We start from the raw sequence: 18,933 nt of genomic DNA, 5'->3' as shown, positions 1-18,933 counted from the left end.
GATGAATATGCAAAAAGTGTTTGCCCGAGCCACTATGATGTGGCTTTTCGTGATTTCATTTATCTTAGTTGGCTGTCAGACAACGCCTTCTAATCAAGGAGAATTCTCCGTTGACACTCGTTGGCAACAAGGTGAGCTTGCCAACGGTCTTAAATACCATACATACAAAAAATCAGGCCAGAACGTTGAGCTGCGCTTGATCGTTCATGCTGGTGCGCTTAATGAAACCTCAGAGCAATACGGGTACGCTCACTTTTTAGAGCATATGGCATTCAATGGCAGTACCAACTTTGCTGGCGATGAAGTTGTCTCTATCTTTGAGCAGCAAGGCATGAGTTTTGGGGCGGATTTAAATGCCTTTACCAACCATGAAGTGACCGTGTATACACTCTCCATTCCAGCCAATGAAAGCCTCGAAACTGCAATGACTTGGCTGCGTGATGTCGGTGACGGCCTGTTGTTGACTAAAGAAGAGATAGAAAAAGAAAAGGGTGTGGTACTAGGGGAAATCCGAGCCTACGATACCAATGAGCCAGACGCTTATTCTCAGGTTTTCGATTTAGCCTTGGGTGATTCGCCTTATCTAACCCACAAAATTCTTGGTGATCGCAACAGCATCAAGAAAATGGATCAGAAACAGCTAAAAGCCTTCTATCAAACTTGGTACGCCGCAAATAATGCGGAACTGATTGTGGTAGGAGAAATCGACGAGAACATCTCAGGGTTAATTGACCTCTATTTTGGCTCATGGCAACGCCGAGAGCTTCCAGAAGTTCAAGAGCCGCCGATTCCAGCGATTTGGGATACTCAGTCGGTCGCACTAAAAGCACCTCAAGGGGACCAATCGTCCATCGGGTTATTTCATCACCTAGACACTTATACCACGGCTAACCTGTCGACTCAGCAGCAGAATTTGACCCATAAGCTGATTAATCAATTGATCAGTACACGCCTTGCTGAACGCAGCTATCAGCTAGATATTCAAGCCAATTATTTAGGTGCTGAACTGTTTAGCGTGTATGAGCAAGAATACGGTTTGATTTTTGCGGATTTTAACGAAGCTGAGCGTGAAAGTGTGCAGACCTTCTTAGCCAAAGAACTTGCGAATATCCGAGACTTTGGCTTTAGCCAAGCTGAATTTGATTTGGTGATGGCCGAGCAAGAAAGTAACCGTGATAGCTTAGACTTAGATGAAACTTACGTGACCTCTAGTTGGATTGCAAATTACCGGCTGGATAGCTTGTTGGCTGACAATCCCTATCAGTCGGTAGAAGACTACCACCAGAATCTTAGTCACTTCATCAAACACACCGACTTAAAGCAGGTAAACAAACAGGTTGCCGCTTGGCTTTCGCAGCAGCCACATAAAATGGTGTTCGCAACGCCAGATGCCAAATATGTGGATGGCGATAGTCAATGGCTAATGAAACAAGAACAAATGTTTGCTGCGACATTGGCAACAGCAGGTGTTCAGGTGGAAGTGACGGCACAAGTCGATGGCTTGAAATCCCCGCAAAGCAGTGGTGCCATTGTCGAGTCTAATACTCTGAAATCTGGTGTTCACTATTGGCTGCTAGATAATGGCGTGAAGGTTTGGTTCTATCCGTTTGAGCAGGCGGAAAATAGCTTATACGGTGGTTATGTCGCTAAAGGCGGGCTGGTCGGTATGAACATCGAGGATAACCCTGCCAGCCAACTTATTTCTGGTGTGTATCAACGCAGTGGGATAGGTGAGTTGGATGCCATTGCGGCCAATCGATTCTTAACCGGTAAGCAAATATCGATTCAGCCTATATTGGGTAGTGGTATCCACGGTGTGGAACTGATGGCCAGCGATCGCTCGTTAAGCGAAGCATTCTTGGCGCTTTACAACGTGGCGAGTGGTCAGAAGGTCGATCGTAAGCAGTTTGACCTAGAAAAAGAACTTGCGGTAGATAATGCCAAGCGAGAACTGCTCTCTCCTCGTACTCAGTTTTTTGATCAAAGCCGTCAAACGATGTATACCCCGAACAGTTATTACCAGTGGGCGAGTATTGAACAGTTAGAGGCGGTGACCTATGAGCAAGTCACTGACTTGTATCAGCGGATGTTTAGAGAGCAAAATGATTTTGGTTTGGTGCTGGTGGCGGATATGTCTCCATCAGAAATTGAACCTTATTTGCTCGATTACATTGCAACCATTGAGTACTTGCCTAAAACGTCCCACAGTGGACAAGTGGCTGGTCTGTCTCCAACGATAAAAGATGTAAAGTCAGAGGCATCTTCAGAGGACCATGTCGAGCTGTACCAATACAGCTTTACTTACCAGCAGCCACGAAATGCTCAGCAGTTGGTAGAAGTGAACGTGTTGCAACACATCTTGGAAAGCCGCTATCGCCAAGCGTTGCGAGAAGATGCTGGGTTAGATTACACACCAATGTTAGGTTTTGGTATTGAAGATGGCACCCATTTAGCTGCACTTTCAATCAGCTTGACCTTAGATATTGATGACGTAGCGAGAGCAAAACAGGTGTTGAAAACAACTCAAGATAAAGCCAAGCAGGGCTTTAGTTATCAAGAGTTTGACCAAGCGAAAAAGCAGGTGTTAAGAGACCTAACCGAGGCAAGAAAGTCGCCGTGGGAGCAAGTTATTTGGTTGGCTCGCTCGATGCACTATGGCTACGAAACAGGAGCTTTGAATGATCCTCAACCAGTTTTGGACAATCTGACGTTGCAAGACATCAATGATCGCTACCTGTGGTTTGTAGGAGATGAAGGCACCACGGTGACCACTGAATTGTGGCCAAGTAACTAGGTCAACACGCCCTAGATTGGATTTGTTCACCCCTTAATATTGTCTATCCTTTAGCCGAGACGTCCGTCTCGGCTCTTGCATTTGTTAAAACTGTGATTGCTAAGACGTATCAAGGTCTCTGTAAGCGTTACCATCACTCACTCAATTCGCTTGTTAGGGATATATCATGAAGTTTAACTATTCCAATCCGACTCAACTCTTCTTTGGTCAAGGACAGATCGCTGCAATAACTCAAGCACTGCCTAAAGATGGAAAAATTATGGTGTTGTATGGAGGCGGCTCCATAAAGAAAAATGGTGTTTACGAGCAGGTAGCTAAAGCGCTCGAAGGACGTGATTGGCTAGAGTTCAGTGGTATTGAACCTAATCCAACGGTCGAAACGCTGGATAAGGCGGTTGCACTGGCAAAACAAGAGCAAGTTACCTTCTTACTGGCTGTCGGTGGCGGTTCAGTCATCGATGGTACGAAGTATGTCGCTGGTGCCGCCTGTTATGACGGTGATGGCTGGGATATTTTGATTGGCAAACATCGAGTGACTAATGCGCTGCCGATTGGTGCTGTGCTTACTCTTCCAGCGACTGGTTCTGAGTCAAATTCAGGCGCAGTTATTACTAAAGCAGCGACGCAAGACAAACTGGCCTTCTTGTCGCCAGCGGTACATCCAAAGTTTGCCGTACTTGACCCTGATACGATGAAAAGCTTACCAGAGCGTCAGTTGCTCAATGGTCTTGTGGATGCTTGGGTTCACGTGTGTGAACAGTATTTAACTTACCCTGTTGGAGCTATGGTTCAAGACGGCTATGCAGAGACTCTGCTGCGCAACTTGCTTGATCTAGGCGAGCGATACGCAAGCCGCGACAGTGATGAATGGCGTGCTAATTTGATGTGGACGGCAAACCAAGCGCTTAACGGCTTGATTGGAAGTGGCGTTCCTCATGACTGGGCAACGCATGGCATTGGGCATGAGCTGACGGCGCTGTATGGCGTGGACCATGCACGTTCTCTTGCGATAATCCAACCTTCGCTACTTCGAGATCAAATCGATACTAAGCGTGACAAGCTTGAACAGATGGGTGCAAACGTATTTGGTTTAGATGAGTCTTCAGAACTTGCAGAAAATACCATCGATGCGATTGAAGATTTCTACAACGTACTGGGTGTTGATACTCAGTTGATAGATTACCAAGGTACAAAAGAACAGGCGGTTCGCGATGTTCTTGCTCAGTTAGAAAATCATGGGCAGGTGCAAATGGGTGAGCGTCAGGCGATAACGTTGGAATCGGCTAAGCGGATATTGAATGAGGCGATAGGGTAGTTCGTCGGGAAAAGGGCAATCGGAAAAGGGCAATCGGTAAACGGTAAAGGGGGAGGAGCTGGGCTTCGCCCCCTTTTTTATTGTTATAGCTTAGGCAGGGTGGGTGGTGAGTTTTTGGTTTTTGCTTGTTTGTCTATTGCCTTTAGCTTGTGAATTAATGGTAGAGGGTCGTAATTGGACTTTGTGCTTTGATATAGGCTGGCCATGAAGTGCTCTACTAGTTTTTCCAGTTCTGTGTCTTGTTTTATGCCTTGAGATTGGAGTCGCCAGATTTGGTAGTGATGGTTGAAGCGCACGCCATCTTTGTTATTGATTGCTTCGATAAGCGTCTCAACACTGCCGTTAGATTCTGCGTTATTTTTGACTGGTGAATGTTCTTGTACAGGCTTATTGCGAGCTTTCAGCCATGCAAAGGTGCTGATTAGCCAAGCCATAGCAAATAACGCAGTCAAATAAGGCCAAGCCCCCGGATCATTAGTCGTGATTACTTGTGGTGGCGTGGTAGGCGCATCATTGTTTTCGCTTAGCGGTAGTGAAGTTGGCTCGCCTTGCTTTACGGTGACGTTAAGTGGTGCAACTTGAGCACTTTGTCTTTGCTCATTGACCGTATCCCACCAAGGGATAGAGGCTGATGGTAATGTCCACTCTCCCGCTTGGTTGGCGATGACCACTGTTTTGATGGTCATGACTGTTTTGCCACTATCGTTATGAAACTGAGGTGCTTCAGGATACAGACGAAAAGCTGCTGGATACTCGATATTTACAGCGGGCATTTGTTCTTGAGCAATATTATTAGCAGTGACTTGAATGGTACGAGTGAGTACCGCCCCAACGTCAACGGTTACCGCATCGCTGGAGATTTGGTGGCCAGACTCATCTTGCCAAAGCTGGGTCATCGTTAGCGAATCGGTGGGTAGCCAAACATCGGTATAGTCAGCGGGTTTGTCCTTAACTGTAACGGTCACTGGGCTTGCCGCTTTGTCAATTTGGATCAGTCGGGTACTGCCGTAGCGGTTGCGTTCGACTATCGCCCCTGTCAATTGCGGAGGGTAAAGTAAGTGGTCACCAACACTATCGGCTCTAACCGTAAAGACTTGCTCGACTACCGTCGCCTCCATGCCATCGATCACTGTTTGGTATTGGTTGGCTTCAGACTCTGGGTGCACGGTAAGCCCTTGGGCGTGAGGTGCTTTCAGTTCACTATTTTGCAGCCGGCGAGGATCGGTTTTGATAATAAGCTTAGTGGTCAGTTCGGTTTGCTCACCTAGATATAAGGATGGCTTAGTCACCTCTGCATAATACTCAACTAAGTCATCTTGTGTGATGGCATTAGCCTCTTGGGATACTTGCAATGCAATGGCTTTGGTTTTCGCTCCACCGATATCAAATTCAGGGATAGTGATTACGCCTAAACGTTTCGGGGCGAGAGCGATGCTCCATTCACTGCGGATAGAAGTACGGCCATTAATGCTGTTTTGATAGCTGCCAAAGCTCGGCCTTGTTAAAGCAAAATCCTCTTCCAAGGCTGTTAAGTCTAGCGCAGCGCTATCGACACGAGTATTCACCGTGACTTTAAGCTGAAAGATCTCATCTTTATTTAGTTTGGTCTTAGAAACACTCGCTGTGGCCACTGGGGTTGCCATCGCTTGAGTGATATTCAACAGACCAAGGGCGAAAATGAGCGCCGTAAAGAGAAGGTGTAAGGTTCGATTCTTTACCATGATTTGTTCGCTTTATTCGGTTGTTGTTTTTGCTGAGCTTGCAGCAACATTTGTGCTTTGAGCAGGTAAGCAGGGTCACCTTGCGCTTGGATTTGTTCAAGCTTGCGCATTTCAGGATCTGCTTCGGTGGCATTGGTTTGGGTGCTAGCCATAACACCATCAGCGTTATCAGAACCCTCAGGCTTTGCAGCCTCTGACTCCGTTGCTTTGGCTGAGGTCTGCTGGGATGCAGGTGAATCGGCTTGTTCGGTCTGATTTTTGTCTTGCGCTAACTGTGCAGATTCGGCATCGTCTTGCTGACCTTGCTGACCTTGCTGACCTTGCTGACCTTGCTGACCTTGCTGACCTTGCTGATTTTCTTCCGATGAATTTTCTGAGTTTTGTTGTTGCTCAGAGTCAGAAGCAGCATCATCCTGCTGTTGCTGTTGCTGTTGCTGTTGCTGTTGCTGTTGCTGTTGCTGTTGCTGTTGCTGTTGCTTGAGCGCATCTTCTACGATAGCAAGATTGTGCTGAGCATCTTTGTGCGCTGGGTTATCTGCTAGCAGGCTTTCATAGCCCTGCTTGGCTTGTTCTAACTTACCAGCTTGTGCAAGTGCGTTGGCTCGATTGTAACGTGATTGCTCATCGTCAAAACCTTGTAGCAATTGGGCTGCGCTGTCGTAATCTCCCGCTTGATAAAGCGCCGCCGCTTGCCAGCGTTTGTCTTTAAATTGCTCCGCTGCCTGTTGGTACTGCTGTATTTGATAGTGCTGGTGCGCCTGTTGATCAGCATTTTCAAACGGGTTTGCAACCGCTTGTTTTGGAGTAAGCATTGGCATTGCGAGTACGAAGGCAAAAATCCATCCCTTGCGAAACAGTGGTAGGGCAGATAGCACCAACAGTGGCAGCAACCAATAACCATGGTTTAAACGCTGTTCTACGCTTTCTTGATTCGTTGATTGCGCTTGTTTAGCGAGTAACCCCTGACGCTGACTCAAACGTTCAATGTCTTGGTTATCTTTAGTCAGTGCCGTATAGGTTCCACCAGATTGCTGAGCTATTTGTTTGAGTCCTTGGAAGTTAGTTTTGGCTACGACAGTGACACCTGCATTGTTCTTAAGCAGACTACCATCAGGCAGTTTCACTGGTGAGCCGTGGGTGCTTCCAAGCGCCAAAACGGATATTTGCCACTGAGAGCCCAGCGATTGCAACGCTTCGACATCTTGCTCAGAAACGTCGTCAGCAAAAATGATGATTTCCCCTTGTTGATAGTCAGCATCTTGCATCAGCTGGATAGCTTCGGTGACACCAGCCAACAGGTTACCACCTTGAAATGGCATGATCTCTGGGCTCAGGTTTTTAATTAGATTCGCCAAGGTTTCGCTATCAGACGTTAATGGGCTCAATGTGTAGGCGTCACCAGCATAGGCCACAAGTCCAGTGCTGCCTTCACTCAGACTTGGCAGAAGGTCTAACGCCTTGAACTTTAATTGACTGAGTCGGTTTGGCTTAACATCTTGCGCATACAGTGATCGTGACATATCCATCACCAACACACGGGCTTGTTCGACTTTAAAAGCAGGACGTTGCACATGGCCAAAACTTGGTCCAGCCAGTCCAATAACGCCGATAATCCAGCCGAGCATTAATAAGTAACGATGGTGCATTTTAGTCGGGGTGACTTTGTCTAAATGCACTCGAATGTGCGCAGCAATTAAGCCCGATTGAGCGGGCTTATGTCGCCATAACAAGAACATGGCAATCACCGGTATTAGGCCCAGTAAAGCCATTGGATAAATGAACTCAAAATCAGCCATTTTGTCTCCTCAACCAAACCAACACTAGGCTCGAAACCAGATAGAGCGCCAATGGCACGCCAAACCATTCCGTTTGCGGTCGCCATGTTTGAGTCGCCCCTGTCACGGGTTCTAACTCATCAATGGTTTGGTAGATATTTTGTAATTCCTTGGCATCACGGGCTCGGAAATATTGACCACCCGTAATGGAGGCGATTTGTTTCAGGGTCTCTTCATCTAGGTCGTGAGCGGTATTGACTTTGCGCTCGAACAGAAAATCACTGACCACCATTTCGCCTGCGCCCACTCCCACGGTGTAAATCGTGGCGTTATATTTTTTGGCAATTTGCGCCGCTTCAATTGGGTCAATGACCCCAGCGGTATTACTGCCGTCGCTCAGCAATACCATCACTCTTTGCGGTGCATCACTATCAACGAAAGTCTTGGTCGCCAGGCCAATGCCTTCACCTATAGCGGTATTGGTGCCTATAAGTTTTAGTACCGTTCTTTGCAGTTGGGCGATGACGGTTGAGCGATCAAGTGTTAGAGGCGTTTGCAAATAGGCATGGTCTGCAAAAAGCACCAAGCCAACTCGGTCACCTTGGCGCAGCTCAATAAAATCGCTTAGTACTTGCTTTACCGCAGTTAGCCTATCGATATAGTCACCATTGAGCTTCATATCCTCTTGGCTCATGGAATAAGACAAATCGACCACGAGCATCAGGTCACGATGTTTCGGGTGGTAACTGACGGGATCACCCAGCCATACAGGCCTTGCTAATGCGGTGACGGCGCAAAGCCACGCAAATAAAGCGAGTGCCTTCACGCTGGTTTGGCTAACTTGAATATTGCCTGCACCTTTTGGGATAAAAGGAAGACGCACCACCTGGTGACTTTCGTGAGCAGGCGTAAAGCGCAAAATGATAAACGGCAGTGGAAGGAAGACAAATGCCCACCACCAAACAAAACTAAACATCGCTCGCCCTCTTGTTCGTTTCAGCTTTCAACGGCAAAGCTTGAGTGAGCCACTGTTGGGCATCTTGCTTTAATTGAGCATCGAAGGCCTCACCTTGATAAAGCATGCGGTTCCACTTTTCAGCATTGGGTGCGAAAAGCGGTGTCTTTATCTGGGCATCTAGCCATTGATACCAATTGTCACCACTTAGCCCGGCGATCGTTTGTCTTTCAACGTAACCAAACGCCGCTTGTTTGAGGAGTTGCATTACCTGTTCGGCGCTAGTGGCACCATTTAAATGCTCTAATGCCAACTTTTTGGTGGCGTTGATACGTTGACGTTTTTTAAACATCCATAGTAGGAATGTGAGTACCACAACCACGAACAACAAAGCGGCCCACCAGCCCCACGCTAGAGGCCAAAAGCCCGGCTCTGGTGGCAGATGTAACGGTGCGAGATCTAAGTTTGGATTAGCCACGATAGATCTCCTGTTTATGAAGTTCAGCCAGTTGGTCCAGTAGCGGTTGGCCACTTGATACCAAATGCAAAGGGATACCTAGCTCGCGAGTGATTTGGCGAATAGCATGGGTGGATTGATTCCAATGCTGGTCAAAAAGCTGCTTGGATTTTTTATTGCCAAATGAGAACCATTGGCTGCTTCGACCATCTGTCACCTGTGCTTGCCCTTTGAACTGGGTGTGGCCTTTTTCAAGCGGGTCAAACAGCTGTACTGCTCGCATTCGATTGTGCTGGTTAAGCTGACGAATAATTGGCTGATGATGAGTTTCAAGACGTTGAAAATCACTGACCAGAATAATGTCGCTCCCTTTGGGGCACAAACGTTGTAGGGTCGATAAGCTGCGATCAAACGGCTGGCTCTGTTGATCATCAAGCAGGGCTTGGTTGTGCGTCTGTACCAGTTGTTCCAGCAGGTAGAGCGTACCTTTGGCACGTGCGGTAGGCTTGAGCTCGATCTGGTGATGACCAGTATCAATCAGTGCGCCGATACGATCTTGGCTATCGGTCGTGATCCAAGCGATCAAGGCTGCAAGGTGTGCAGTTTGAACCGATTTGAGTAGCAACGTCGAGCCGAAGCGCATACTGCTGCTAAGATCAAGATACAAAAATACGGGCTGTTCACGCTCTTCGGTAAACAGCTTTGTATGAGTTTTCCCAGTGCGGGCGGTCACTCGCCAGTCGATACTGCGGACATCATCCCCAGCCTGATATTGGCGAACTTCAGAGAAATTCATACCTCGACCAAGCTGAGCACTGAAATGACTGCCATTTAATTGAGACCAAAGACTTTTCTTTGGCGGCAGCCATTTTTGGGTGTGATTTTTGTATTCCAACAGTTCCGCAAGGCTAAGTTCCACACCATTACTGGCGTATGGAAGTTGGTTAGCCATAACAGTTCCTTATGCGCTTCCTACTAGACTGAGCAGTTTATCGATGACTTGGTTAGCTTGGATGCCTTGCGCTTGTGCTGGGTAACTAAGTAACAAGCGGTGGCGAAGCACAGGGTAGGCCATGGCGTGCACATCTTCTGGCGAGACAAAATCACGACCCGATAACCAAGCATGAGCACGAGCTGCTCTGTCCAGGGCAATCGTAGCGCGAGGACTTACGCCCATGTCTAACCATTGGGCAAGTTCTTGGTCATATTGCTCAGGTTCTCGTGTCGCCATAATCAGTCGTACGATGTAAGCCTCAACACTGCCTGCCATATGAGTTGCAAGCGCAGCTTGGCGAGCTTCAAATACTTGCGATTGACTGAGAGTCACGTTGGTCACTTGCTCCGTACCCATCGCCTCGCCACGATTGAGTCGTAAGATGGCAAGTTCACTGTCGGCATCCGGATAATCTACTTCCAAGTGCAGCAAGAAACGGTCGAGCTGTGCTTCAGGTAGTGGATAGGTGCCTTCTTGCTCAATTGGGTTTTGAGTGGCCATCACTAAGAAGAGTTCAGGCAACTTATAGGTTTCACGGCCAGCGGTGATCTGCTTCTCAGCCATGGCTTCGAGCATGGCCGCTTGCACCTTAGCGGGTGCTCGGTTGATCTCATCGGCAAGAATTAATGAGTTGAATATTGGGCCAGCTTGAAAGGTGAACCCGCCAGTTTCTGGGCGAAAAATATCCGTTCCGGTGAGATCAGCCGGCAGAAGATCTGGCGTGAATTGAATACGGTGAAAGTCGCCTTCAATGCAGTCTGCCAATGATTTTACGGCGCGAGTCTTCGCGAGCCCAGGAGGCCCTTCTACAAGAATATGTCCGTCCGCCAGCAAGGCAACCAGTAACTGTTTTACTAATTCCTGTTGCCCAATAATTTGTGAGTTTAGGTAGGCTTGTAATTGCTGAAATGAGCTTGAATGCATCTTGATTGCTCCATCGCCATGAATGTCAAAACTGTCTGAGTAGCCTATAAGTTGGGTCGTTACAGGCCAAATCCAACAGTTTTCGATTGAAAACAGGGGAAAAAGTTCCGTTTTATCCATCATTTAACCCACTGATCATTGGGAGTATTTTTAAATCGTAACTAATAATTAATTTGGTTAATCGTTTGCTTTGTGGGGGCTATCTAAAATTATTGTTAAAGCTCGTTTATAATTAGTCGATAACAAGTAACCATTTGTTTCAAATCTTTTCTTTGGCGTACAGCCACCACCTTTTTGAAGGCGAATATATGTTTGGAAACCTTTCAATAAAACGCAAAATTGTCGTTGGGATTACCGTTGCGGTATTAGCTTCGACTTGTCTGGTTGGCTTCATGGCCAACAGTCAGTCTCGTGATCTGCTTGAACATCGATTGGTTGATATCGAGCTACCATCGATGATGAACTTGATCAAAGAGCAGGTGGATAAGGAAGTGTCCCAAATGCTGTCTGCTGCAGAGCAGTTGGCGAGCAACAAGTTTATTCATGAAGTCATCCGTACCACTGACCGTGAGCCAGCGGCTGAAAAGATGCTTGTTGAACAACTTAATATTGTTCGTGACCAATACAAATTGAATGACGCATCAGTCGCCAACCGTCAAACGGCCTATTACTGGAACCAGAAAGGTTTCCTTCGTGAGCTGAATCAGCAGCAAGACGGCTGGTTCTTTGGCTTCACTGCATCTGGTCAACCAACCAGTGTCAGTGTATTCCAAGAAGAGAATGGTGAAGCCAAGATGTTTGCCAACTACCAGCAAGTCAGTGGAATGGCGATGTCTGGTTTGTCTAAAACTTTGGATGATATGGTTTCATTGCTAAACGGTTTCCAAATTGAGAAAACGGGTTACATCTACCTAGCCAATGCGCAGGGTGATGTGCAAATCCATAAACACGCCGACAAGCGCAAGCTAAGTCTAAACCAGATTTACACGGGTGATACCTCACCACTAACTAATAAAAATCAATTCAACTTAGTGCGCTTAGAATCAAACGGCCAAGAGCTGTTTGTTGCCAGCCAATACGTTCCATCGATGGATTGGTTTATCGTGGCACAGGTTCCAGTGAGTGAAGTCTTTGCTGATCTGAACGCTTCTGCACGCACCATGTTAATTACCACAGTCGTGATTGCAGGCTTATTCATTATGTTTGGCCTGTTCTTGGCATCAAGTATTACTAAGCCGATCCAAGCGATTTCTGAGCGCTTCCTTCAACTTGGTGAAGGAGATGGCGACTTGTCACAACGTATCGAAGTGACGGGTAAAGATGAGCTCGCAACGCTTTCCCAAGGTTTCAACGGATTTATCGAAAAGATCCATCACTCGGTTAAAGAAGTTGCTGAAACTAGCCAAGCACTGCAAACCGCAGCGCAAGGCGTGGCAGATAAGTCGAATACGACTCACAACAACAGCCAAAACCAGCGTGACCAAACCATCCAAGTGGTGACGGCGATTAATGAAATGGGGGCAACCATCAGCGAAATTGCAACTAATGCGGCTACTGCTGCCGAAACGGCAGGTGGCGCTGAGTCAAGCACGGGTGAAGGTCGTGATGTGGTCTTTAAAGCCAAAGACGCAATCAGTCGATTGGCCTCTGATATCGAACACATTGGCGGCGTGGTTCAGAAGTTGGCGGGCACGACCCAAGAAATTGGCTCTATCCTCGACGTGATCCGTGATATCTCTGACCAAACTAACCTGCTGGCACTAAATGCAGCGATTGAAGCGGCACGTGCGGGTGAGCAAGGTCGTGGTTTTGCCGTGGTTGCCGATGAGGTGCGTAACCTAGCGAGCCGCACGGCAGACTCGACGGAAGAGATCCAGAAGATGATCAATCAGCTTCAAGGCGATGCACAAAATGCAGTATCTGCAATGGAAGCGGGTCAAGAAGTTACCAACGAAGGTGTGATCTCAACCGACCAAGCAGTGAATGTTTTAGGGCAGATCTCTGAGCAAATTGCCGATATCTCTGATCGCAATACCCAAGTCGCCACCGCGACCGAAGAGCAGTCGACAGTGGTACACACCATCAATGAGAACATTGAAGAGATCAACAGCATTAACGAACTGACCACTAACACAGCTCAAGAGCTGGCAGAAGCAAGTGCTGAGCTACAAGAGTTGTCTCGTCGCCTTGATGCTATGGTAGGTGGCTTTAAACTCTAGCCTAGATTAGGTAGAATTTGCCCAGCTACAAAAATGGAAATTCGTTATGAGTGATTTTGAAAAAGAGCTGGAGCAAATGAGCCAGCAAATGGGCGAGGAGCCTGAAGTTAAGTTGCCTTCACTTGAAGAGCAAAAAGCGGTGGTTGCAAAACTGAAGCAACTGGAAGCTGAAGGTAAGCTAACACCTGAAGTGCTTGAAGAGCATTTCGGCCAGTTCTATGCAAAGACCGAAACACCTGTTCACTAAGGTCTTGATGGTTTAGTTAAACCATTAGAAACAATAATTTAAAGCCGCCTTGTGCGGCTTTTTTTGTGGCGATACTTGGTTAGTGGCGATGAAGTGGCTGGCGAACGTGTGGCGTAGAATATGAGAGGCTTGGCCTGTTGGTATTTCCATCTTCAGCTTGCGCTTTACTTGGTAAACGAAGTTCTTATAGCAAGGCTTGAACAGTGGGCCTGACGTTGGTTTGTAGATCTGCTCATACAGCTCTTGGTCGATAGGAACTGAACGGTCCTTACCTGTCTTGGTATTGATGTACGCTACCTTGCACTTTGAAAGCTGCGCACCGCAAAGTGTTTCGGCTTCACTCCAACGGGCGCCAGTGGCAAGGCAAAGCTTTACAATGTTGATCATGTCAAGGTGACGTTTATTGTCTCCTAGATGGGTGAGTAGTTCTTCCACTTGCTCTAATGTGAGAAAGCCCATCTCGGTCTCACTTTTCTTCAACTGCTTTAAAGAGTCCAATGGATTTAGGTGCGTCCACTCTCCAAGTTCAATCAGCTTGTTGAACATCCCTTTCATGCGGCTTAGTTCAAAGTTCACTGCGGCTAGTCCAGCGGCTCTGTCACCTCTGCCGATATTTCGGTTGAAATTAATCTCGCCAGATTAAGCGTTTTGCTCGGAACGTTGCCCATTGGTTGGCGGTTAAGTGGGTGGCAATTGGGTTGCCTAGTGCTTCAACGACGTGAGTAAAACGCCCCTTACATCCTCACCATTGATCGACGTGCTTCTGTAGAGGTTAAACCACAGCTCAATAATCTGGCTGAGCCTACGGTGATCCGGTTTTTCGCGTAACCTTGGCTTGTCATCCACCTCTTTCATCACATAGCGTTCGTAAGCCGTTGCCTCGCTTTTGGTAGCGAAGCGCTTGCGAACTCGTTTACCTGTTAGGCCTTGCGGGTAGCACTCGCAAAGCTAAGGTTTTTTTGCTGCCGTCTTTGGTGTTTCTTACTGACATGTTAAGAGAAGAAGAAGCTCATGATTTCGATAAAGAAATATACAATAGCAAAGCCACAAATCACCCCACCTATGGTGTGACGTTCAAGCCAGAAATTGAATGGCTTTCTCGACAGAACTTGATCAAAGTAGTTTTTGTCGATTAGTTCGATGAGGTTGCTACACTTCTCTTGTAACTTGAAGCGGAGGGTGCACCAGTCATTACACTTGTGGTCTAAAGCTGTTAACTCGTCTATTTCAAATGAATAGAGCATATTTAGTTCAGCTTCTGCTAGTAACTCACAGTGTGCTAATTCATTGAGCTGGCGAGTTTTCCACAAGATTCTGTTAAGCAGCGAATTGTATCGCTCTTCATTGAATAGTGCGTGGTCATCGGGATCCAACCAATCGAAGCTGTTTAAGTCAGATATGAGCTCTTTCAACTCGTCTACGTTGTCAGAGATCGCTCCTCTTTTTATGTTTCGATGGTGGATAAAGAGCGTGATGAGCCAGCTGACAAATACCCATTCAAAAGTAAACCAACTAGCCATTATTTTTTACGTCTGGCCTCTGCAGAAGTGATACGCTCTTCAATGACCAAAACTACAGCATCTAGGTCATCATGTTTCACAGTTAGCTTCTGATCCAATTGTTTTTTGGTAAAACCGTTTCTAGAGATCAGCCCTCCGAAGGCTTCATCTAGAAATGATCGTCCGTATCTGTTGTAACCTGTTAGGTCTACAACTACAGAATCATGTTTCTTTAGTTCCTTCACCAACATGTTTCTAAAGGCTTCGCCGGATGTAAGATCACAACCAGGTGCGTCCTGTATGTACCGGCCTTTGGGTCTGGGGTGGAAGTCTTTTGTAACTACTATAGTTTTAGTCGAAGTCATGTAATTTAATACTCCATTGGATAAATGTGCCTGGCATAGAGTTCGCTAGTTCTCTTAGCGAATGTTCGTCATCCATTCCATCTTCGTTCTTTGCACCTTTATCGTATTGATACCAGCCTTTGTCACTTGTGATGATCAAATGACTACCTGGATCATCTGTTACTACATCCTTGATTGATATACTACCTTGTCCGTGGTTCTGATCATCAATTCTAGTAACTTCATGCATCATTGAGGCGTAAATCATACCAGAATCGCCAATGGTTTCCCTTAGTGGTTTAAAAATAGATTTTGCTGTTCGCAGTAATGCTCGAACCACATTTTTTTTGTTATCTGTCGCTTCACTACCTTGAATCAGGCGGTTGTACTCTTCAGGGTAGTGCGATTTAACCCTGTGTTGGAACACATGGCTGTCCTCAAATGACATTGGAATACCACGGCCTGTATCGTAGATAGCCAAAAACATATGTTTGCCATCATCATAGTCAGTATCACCTATCGAACATATGAGCCACCATTTCTTATCGTGATTGTCATTTACATGAGGGTAGGCGTGGCGACCCACATTTTCTACCGTTTCGATAATTGCCTGTGAAATCTTAAACTCTACTTCTGATGGCATACTGCCATCGTAGTATTTATCACTAATCGCATCTACTAGGTCATCAGCTAGATCACCAAACTCTTGATTACTACCACTAATCACGGGAATCTGACCAATATTGCTATTACGCATCATCTCTCGTCGCTTGTGAGAGGCGAGATAAAAACCTGTCGTGCTGATCTGGTAGTTAATGCCAGGTGAATCTGACCACATGACAGATATTTTGGTCCCATACTTCTCTTGAATCGCAACTATGATTAAGTACATAGGGTATCGAGCTACTTCCGTTTTCTTGAAAGTTAGGTAGATACGATCGAACTTCTCGCACAGTTCTTCTAAGCCATCAAAGAAGGTTTTGAGTTCATTGGTCAATTGACCACCAGAAATATCCAGTATACGAGGTACTTCATAGATTGGCTTGTTAAAAAGTGTTTGCAGTGTTTTGCCATTTACTACGATTGAACTTTTGCCGTCGAATATTGAGCGCTTCTTGCGTATTCTATTTCTTTTCGAGGCAGTGCGTCGTTTAGCCCACTCTCTATCGTAGATTGGCAAATATTTCTTCATTCGTTTTTGTTTCCTCGTTACTTCCAGATACCAGTGACTATTGTCGCCAGTATCATAAATCTCGGTGGTTTACTCATTGGGGTTCATTACTTCTTACTACTTTCCATTCTTTGCACATCGCCGTGCATTTCGAATAAAACAATGCTGGTGAGCTTTGCGAGTAGCACTCGCAAAACCAAGGTTTATTGCTGCCGTCTTTGGTGTTGCGGACTGACATTAGCTAATGAACTCTGCCCAAGTTTCTTCGGTCAAGATACTGGTAGCGACGCCATTTTGCTTGTTGCGGATCGCAGCTTCAATCTTGCGGCCATGGCTGCTGAACTTCCAATCACGGCTAGCGAGTGAACCGATGACCAAGTAGTCCAGAGCTTTCACCACGTCACTGCGAACAATCGCACCTTTCTCTTTAGCTGCAGCTTCCACTGATTTGCGGTTGCCAGACAGGAATTTGCCAGTGAAGCAAATTGCCTTACCTTCGATACCGTCTAAGTCGATTTGTTCACCAAAGAAGTCAGTGGCGAAACACTCAGCGCTGCCAGTATCAAGGAAGCCTTGGCCGCAGATAGATTTCAGCATGGATAGCAGTTCGGCTCGTTCTTCATCATCCACGATGCCATCTTCCAAGATTGCTTCCAAACGAGAGATGATCACATTAGCAGGCCAGACTTGGCAAAGTTCTTCCGACTCACCAAGCAGATCGATAAGCGCTTGGATTTCTTTATCGTTGATTACGTCATCGGAAGTGATGCCCTGTAGGAATCCAAGCAGCTTGTTAGTGAGTGCATCCACATCACCAGATTGCTCTCGATACTCAACCACATCCGATAATACTGATTGGATTTCTGCTAGTTCGTGTTGTTCTATGATGCCGTCTTCCAGTGCTTCCTCGATAATGTCCATTACATCAAGGAAATCACCATCATCTTTGTATTCTTCGCCTGACTTTAGCCAAGCATCCAAGAATAAAACCTCAACTTCATTTAGTTTTTGGTCAGCCGTGACCCCTTGCAAAATGCCAGCTAGGGATTGAAGTGCTTTGTCTTGATTACGCTTACGGCTGAAATTGGAAATGACAGGTTGGCCGTGATCGTCTAGTGTAGAATTCATAGTATTGATTCCTTCCTAACCGTCTGATTATTTGAGTTTTGATCCAGAGGTATAATATCAAACGCACGCTATGCGAATAAACTGAGTATTCATCCAGTTACTTATCGTTTGCTCATCTCTATAGCCACACGGCCATAGACTTTAATGTCACTCTCAAGTGCTTCGAAAGTGTGGTTCTCTGTCACGACTACCAGCTTCTTACCCGGTAGTCGTCTGATCTCTACTAGGTACAACACGTCATCCATATCGAATAGGTAAGTGCCTGTTATTACCTTGATATCTTCTTCGTCGATTAGAGTTCTTGTCTTACTATCAATTAGCTCTATGACCTTTGGTGGATGTAGGCAAAAACTGAGACTCCAGTTCACTGATCGTACCAATTAGTGAGACATCTATTCCAAGGGGTGCAATGCGCCCCTTTTCTTATCCTTAAGAATTGCACCATAAGAGTGAAATTCTCATTTCTAAGAAAGCCTAGTTAAGCGATTGATAACTTATAAAATTATCATTTACAGAGTGGTTTGGCGAAAATGCAATCGATTTCACCCGGTTGACCTTCTTAATTAACGAGGCAATGCTATCTAGGTCTTCAGTTGGACGACAAGGAGTTTGCAATGAATCTGGATACCTCATCCAATGTTCGTGCTGTACTTTTAGCTGATAATAGTCTTCAGTCTATGCTGCTAAAAGAGTCGATTGAAAAGGAAACACACTTAACGATTAAACTCGTTTCACCCGATAAATTGGTGGAGTCTCGCTACTACTCGGCGGATGCGCTGCCTGAGATAGTGCTTATTGATTTATCCTCCTGCAAAGGAGAAACCATCGACACTTATTATGAATTTCGTTCACAGTTTTTCCCTGATGTGAAAGAAGTTCTTCTCAACTGCCAAAGTGAGGTTCACTGCAAGGAAGTGCTCAAATGGCGTAATTTAGTGGGCGTATTTTATGCCACGGATTCGTTAGAGACGCTTATTCAAGGGATAGACGCTATTTTAGAGGGCGAGCTGTGGCTGAGCCGCAAGCTGACTCATGAATACATTAAGTTTTACCGTAACCGACAAGGTTCGAGCACCACTTCAGATTACGCCGTCTTGACCAAGCGTGAGCAACAGATCATTAAAATGCTTGGTGAGGGCGCATCAAATATAGAAATTGCCGACGCACTGTTTGTGAGTGAAAACACCGTAAAAACTCATCTACATAATGCGTTTAAGAAGATCAAAGTGAAAAATCGCCTGCAAGCACTACTGTGGGTGAAAGAGAATATTGGCAGCGAAGAGTTTATTGAGCGCGCCTAAGTTGATAGCAAGTACCATCCTAGTAGAGGGCGCATGATGCGCCCTCTGTTTTTATGTCCTCTACTTTTAATTTAACCCTTATCAAACTT

Annotated in this window: 17 protein-coding genes; 5 read left to right on the top strand and 12 right to left on the bottom strand. The window is 46.2% G+C overall.

From position 1 onward, the window contains the following. The first annotated feature begins 7 nt into the window (after positions 1 to 7). Positions 8 to 2,794, top strand: a complete 2,787-nt coding sequence (locus tag J4N39_RS21265) for a M16 family metallopeptidase (protein WP_252024706.1) — start codon at positions 8 to 10, stop codon at positions 2,792 to 2,794. A 166-nt stretch (positions 2,795 to 2,960) separates the two neighbouring features. After that, on the top strand, positions 2,961 to 4,109 hold the full coding sequence (locus J4N39_RS21260; RefSeq protein WP_252024704.1) for an iron-containing alcohol dehydrogenase: 1,149 nt from the start codon (positions 2,961 to 2,963) through the stop codon (positions 4,107 to 4,109). An 83-nt stretch (positions 4,110 to 4,192) separates the two neighbouring features. On the opposite strand, the gene J4N39_RS21255 is transcribed toward J4N39_RS21260, so the two are convergent. Genes J4N39_RS21255 through J4N39_RS21230 form a run of 6 tightly spaced genes read right to left on the bottom strand, consistent with a single transcriptional unit; the run spans position 4,193 to position 10,935 of the window. After that, entirely contained in the window at positions 4,193 to 5,830 is a 1,638-nt protein-coding gene (locus tag J4N39_RS21255) for a BatD family protein (RefSeq protein WP_252024702.1), read from the bottom strand. After that, the gene (locus J4N39_RS21250; protein WP_252024700.1) at positions 5,824 to 7,626 is read right to left on the bottom strand and encodes a vWA domain-containing protein; all 1,803 of its coding nucleotides are present in this window, start codon (positions 7,624 to 7,626) and stop codon (positions 5,824 to 5,826) included. Before J4N39_RS21250 ends, J4N39_RS21255 begins: the two co-directional genes overlap by 7 nt. Further along, positions 7,619 to 8,581: a vWA domain-containing protein gene (locus tag J4N39_RS21245; protein ID WP_252024698.1), complete on the bottom strand. Its 963-nt coding sequence runs from the start codon at positions 8,579 to 8,581 to the stop codon at positions 7,619 to 7,621. The genes J4N39_RS21250 and J4N39_RS21245 overlap by 8 nt, the downstream gene beginning before the upstream one ends. Further along, the gene (locus tag J4N39_RS21240) at positions 8,574 to 9,038 is read right to left on the bottom strand and encodes a DUF4381 domain-containing protein (protein WP_252024696.1); all 465 of its coding nucleotides are present in this window, start codon (positions 9,036 to 9,038) and stop codon (positions 8,574 to 8,576) included. The genes J4N39_RS21245 and J4N39_RS21240 overlap by 8 nt, the downstream gene beginning before the upstream one ends. After that, positions 9,031 to 9,969 (bottom strand): DUF58 domain-containing protein, encoded by a 939-nt coding sequence (locus tag J4N39_RS21235; protein ID WP_252024694.1) that lies wholly within the window; start codon positions 9,967 to 9,969, stop codon positions 9,031 to 9,033. Before J4N39_RS21235 ends, J4N39_RS21240 begins: the two co-directional genes overlap by 8 nt. Before the next feature lie 9 nt (positions 9,970 to 9,978). Next, positions 9,979 to 10,935: an AAA family ATPase gene (locus J4N39_RS21230; RefSeq protein WP_252026876.1), complete on the bottom strand. Its 957-nt coding sequence runs from the start codon at positions 10,933 to 10,935 to the stop codon at positions 9,979 to 9,981. A gap of 308 nt (positions 10,936 to 11,243) precedes the next feature. Here J4N39_RS21230 and J4N39_RS21225 point away from each other — a divergent pair, with 308 nt between their 5' ends. Next, entirely contained in the window at positions 11,244 to 13,154 is a 1,911-nt protein-coding gene (locus tag J4N39_RS21225; protein WP_252024692.1) for a methyl-accepting chemotaxis protein, read from the top strand. A gap of 46 nt (positions 13,155 to 13,200) precedes the next feature. Then, positions 13,201 to 13,401 carry a restriction endonuclease subunit S domain-containing protein gene (locus J4N39_RS21220; RefSeq protein ID WP_252024690.1) on the top strand — a complete coding sequence of 67 codons (201 nt, stop codon included), beginning with the start codon at positions 13,201 to 13,203 and terminating at the stop codon, positions 13,399 to 13,401. A gap of 24 nt (positions 13,402 to 13,425) precedes the next feature. On the opposite strand, the gene J4N39_RS21215 is transcribed toward J4N39_RS21220, so the two are convergent. The 6 genes from J4N39_RS21215 to J4N39_RS21190 all read right to left on the bottom strand — a co-directional run bounded on the left by J4N39_RS21215 (position 13,426) and on the right by J4N39_RS21190 (position 17,911). Further along, a complete protein-coding gene (locus tag J4N39_RS21215) occupies positions 13,426 to 13,977 on the bottom strand; it encodes a phage integrase (RefSeq protein WP_252024688.1) in 552 nt (183 codons plus the stop codon). A 416-nt stretch (positions 13,978 to 14,393) separates the two neighbouring features. Beyond that, the gene (locus J4N39_RS21210) at positions 14,394 to 14,921 is read right to left on the bottom strand and encodes a hypothetical protein (protein WP_252024686.1); all 528 of its coding nucleotides are present in this window, start codon (positions 14,919 to 14,921) and stop codon (positions 14,394 to 14,396) included. Then, complete coding sequence (locus J4N39_RS21205; protein ID WP_252024684.1) at positions 14,921 to 15,265, bottom strand: STAS-like domain-containing protein; 345 nt, start codon at positions 15,263 to 15,265, stop codon at positions 14,921 to 14,923. Before J4N39_RS21205 ends, J4N39_RS21210 begins: the two co-directional genes overlap by 1 nt. After that, positions 15,252 to 16,436 carry a hypothetical protein gene (locus J4N39_RS21200; protein WP_252024682.1) on the bottom strand — a complete coding sequence of 395 codons (1,185 nt, stop codon included), beginning with the start codon at positions 16,434 to 16,436 and terminating at the stop codon, positions 15,252 to 15,254. The genes J4N39_RS21205 and J4N39_RS21200 overlap by 14 nt, the downstream gene beginning before the upstream one ends. 216 nt (positions 16,437 to 16,652) lie before the next feature. Then, a complete protein-coding gene (locus tag J4N39_RS21195; RefSeq protein WP_252024680.1) occupies positions 16,653 to 17,543 on the bottom strand; it encodes a BRCT domain-containing protein in 891 nt (296 codons plus the stop codon). 101 nt (positions 17,544 to 17,644) lie between these two features. Next, a complete protein-coding gene (locus J4N39_RS21190; RefSeq protein WP_252024678.1) occupies positions 17,645 to 17,911 on the bottom strand; it encodes a S24/S26 family peptidase in 267 nt (88 codons plus the stop codon). Between the two features lie 246 nt (positions 17,912 to 18,157). Between J4N39_RS21190 and J4N39_RS21185 the strand changes: the two genes are divergently transcribed. Continuing rightward, positions 18,158 to 18,844, top strand: coding sequence for a LuxR C-terminal-related transcriptional regulator (locus J4N39_RS21185; RefSeq protein ID WP_252024676.1), 687 nt, complete (start codon positions 18,158 to 18,160; stop codon positions 18,842 to 18,844). Positions 18,845 to 18,933 lie beyond the last annotated feature (89 nt).

This window comes from Vibrio sp. SCSIO 43136, assembly GCF_023716565.1.
Taxonomy (GTDB): domain Bacteria; phylum Pseudomonadota; class Gammaproteobacteria; order Enterobacterales; family Vibrionaceae; genus Vibrio.
Note: the sequence above shows the minus strand (reverse complement) of the source record. Positions and strands in the feature narration are given on the sequence as shown.

What these genes read in the sequence shown, in the direction of transcription:
- J4N39_RS21265 (WP_252024706.1), top strand. Translation starts at nt 8, where the DNA reads ATGCAAAAAGTGTTTGCCCGAGCCACTATGATGTGGCTTTTCGTGATT.
- J4N39_RS21260 (WP_252024704.1), top strand. Translation starts at nt 2,961, where the DNA reads ATGAAGTTTAACTATTCCAATCCGACTCAACTCTTCTTTGGTCAAGGA.
- J4N39_RS21255 (WP_252024702.1), bottom strand. Translation starts at nt 5,830, where the DNA reads ATGGTAAAGAATCGAACCTTACACCTTCTCTTTACGGCGCTCATTTTC.
- J4N39_RS21250 (WP_252024700.1), bottom strand. Translation starts at nt 7,626, where the DNA reads ATGGCTGATTTTGAGTTCATTTATCCAATGGCTTTACTGGGCCTAATA.
- J4N39_RS21245 (WP_252024698.1), bottom strand. Translation starts at nt 8,581, where the DNA reads ATGTTTAGTTTTGTTTGGTGGTGGGCATTTGTCTTCCTTCCACTGCCG.
- J4N39_RS21235 (WP_252024694.1), bottom strand. Translation starts at nt 9,969, where the DNA reads ATGGCTAACCAACTTCCATACGCCAGTAATGGTGTGGAACTTAGCCTT.
- J4N39_RS21230 (WP_252026876.1), bottom strand. Translation starts at nt 10,935, where the DNA reads ATGCATTCAAGCTCATTTCAGCAATTACAAGCCTACCTAAACTCACAA.
- J4N39_RS21225 (WP_252024692.1), top strand. Translation starts at nt 11,244, where the DNA reads ATGTTTGGAAACCTTTCAATAAAACGCAAAATTGTCGTTGGGATTACC.
- J4N39_RS21220 (WP_252024690.1), top strand. Translation starts at nt 13,201, where the DNA reads ATGAGTGATTTTGAAAAAGAGCTGGAGCAAATGAGCCAGCAAATGGGC.
- J4N39_RS21210 (WP_252024686.1), bottom strand. Translation starts at nt 14,921, where the DNA reads ATGGCTAGTTGGTTTACTTTTGAATGGGTATTTGTCAGCTGGCTCATC.
- J4N39_RS21205 (WP_252024684.1), bottom strand. Translation starts at nt 15,265, where the DNA reads ATGACTTCGACTAAAACTATAGTAGTTACAAAAGACTTCCACCCCAGA.
- J4N39_RS21200 (WP_252024682.1), bottom strand. Translation starts at nt 16,436, where the DNA reads ATGAAGAAATATTTGCCAATCTACGATAGAGAGTGGGCTAAACGACGC.
- J4N39_RS21195 (WP_252024680.1), bottom strand. Translation starts at nt 17,543, where the DNA reads ATGAATTCTACACTAGACGATCACGGCCAACCTGTCATTTCCAATTTC.
- J4N39_RS21185 (WP_252024676.1), top strand. Translation starts at nt 18,158, where the DNA reads ATGAATCTGGATACCTCATCCAATGTTCGTGCTGTACTTTTAGCTGAT.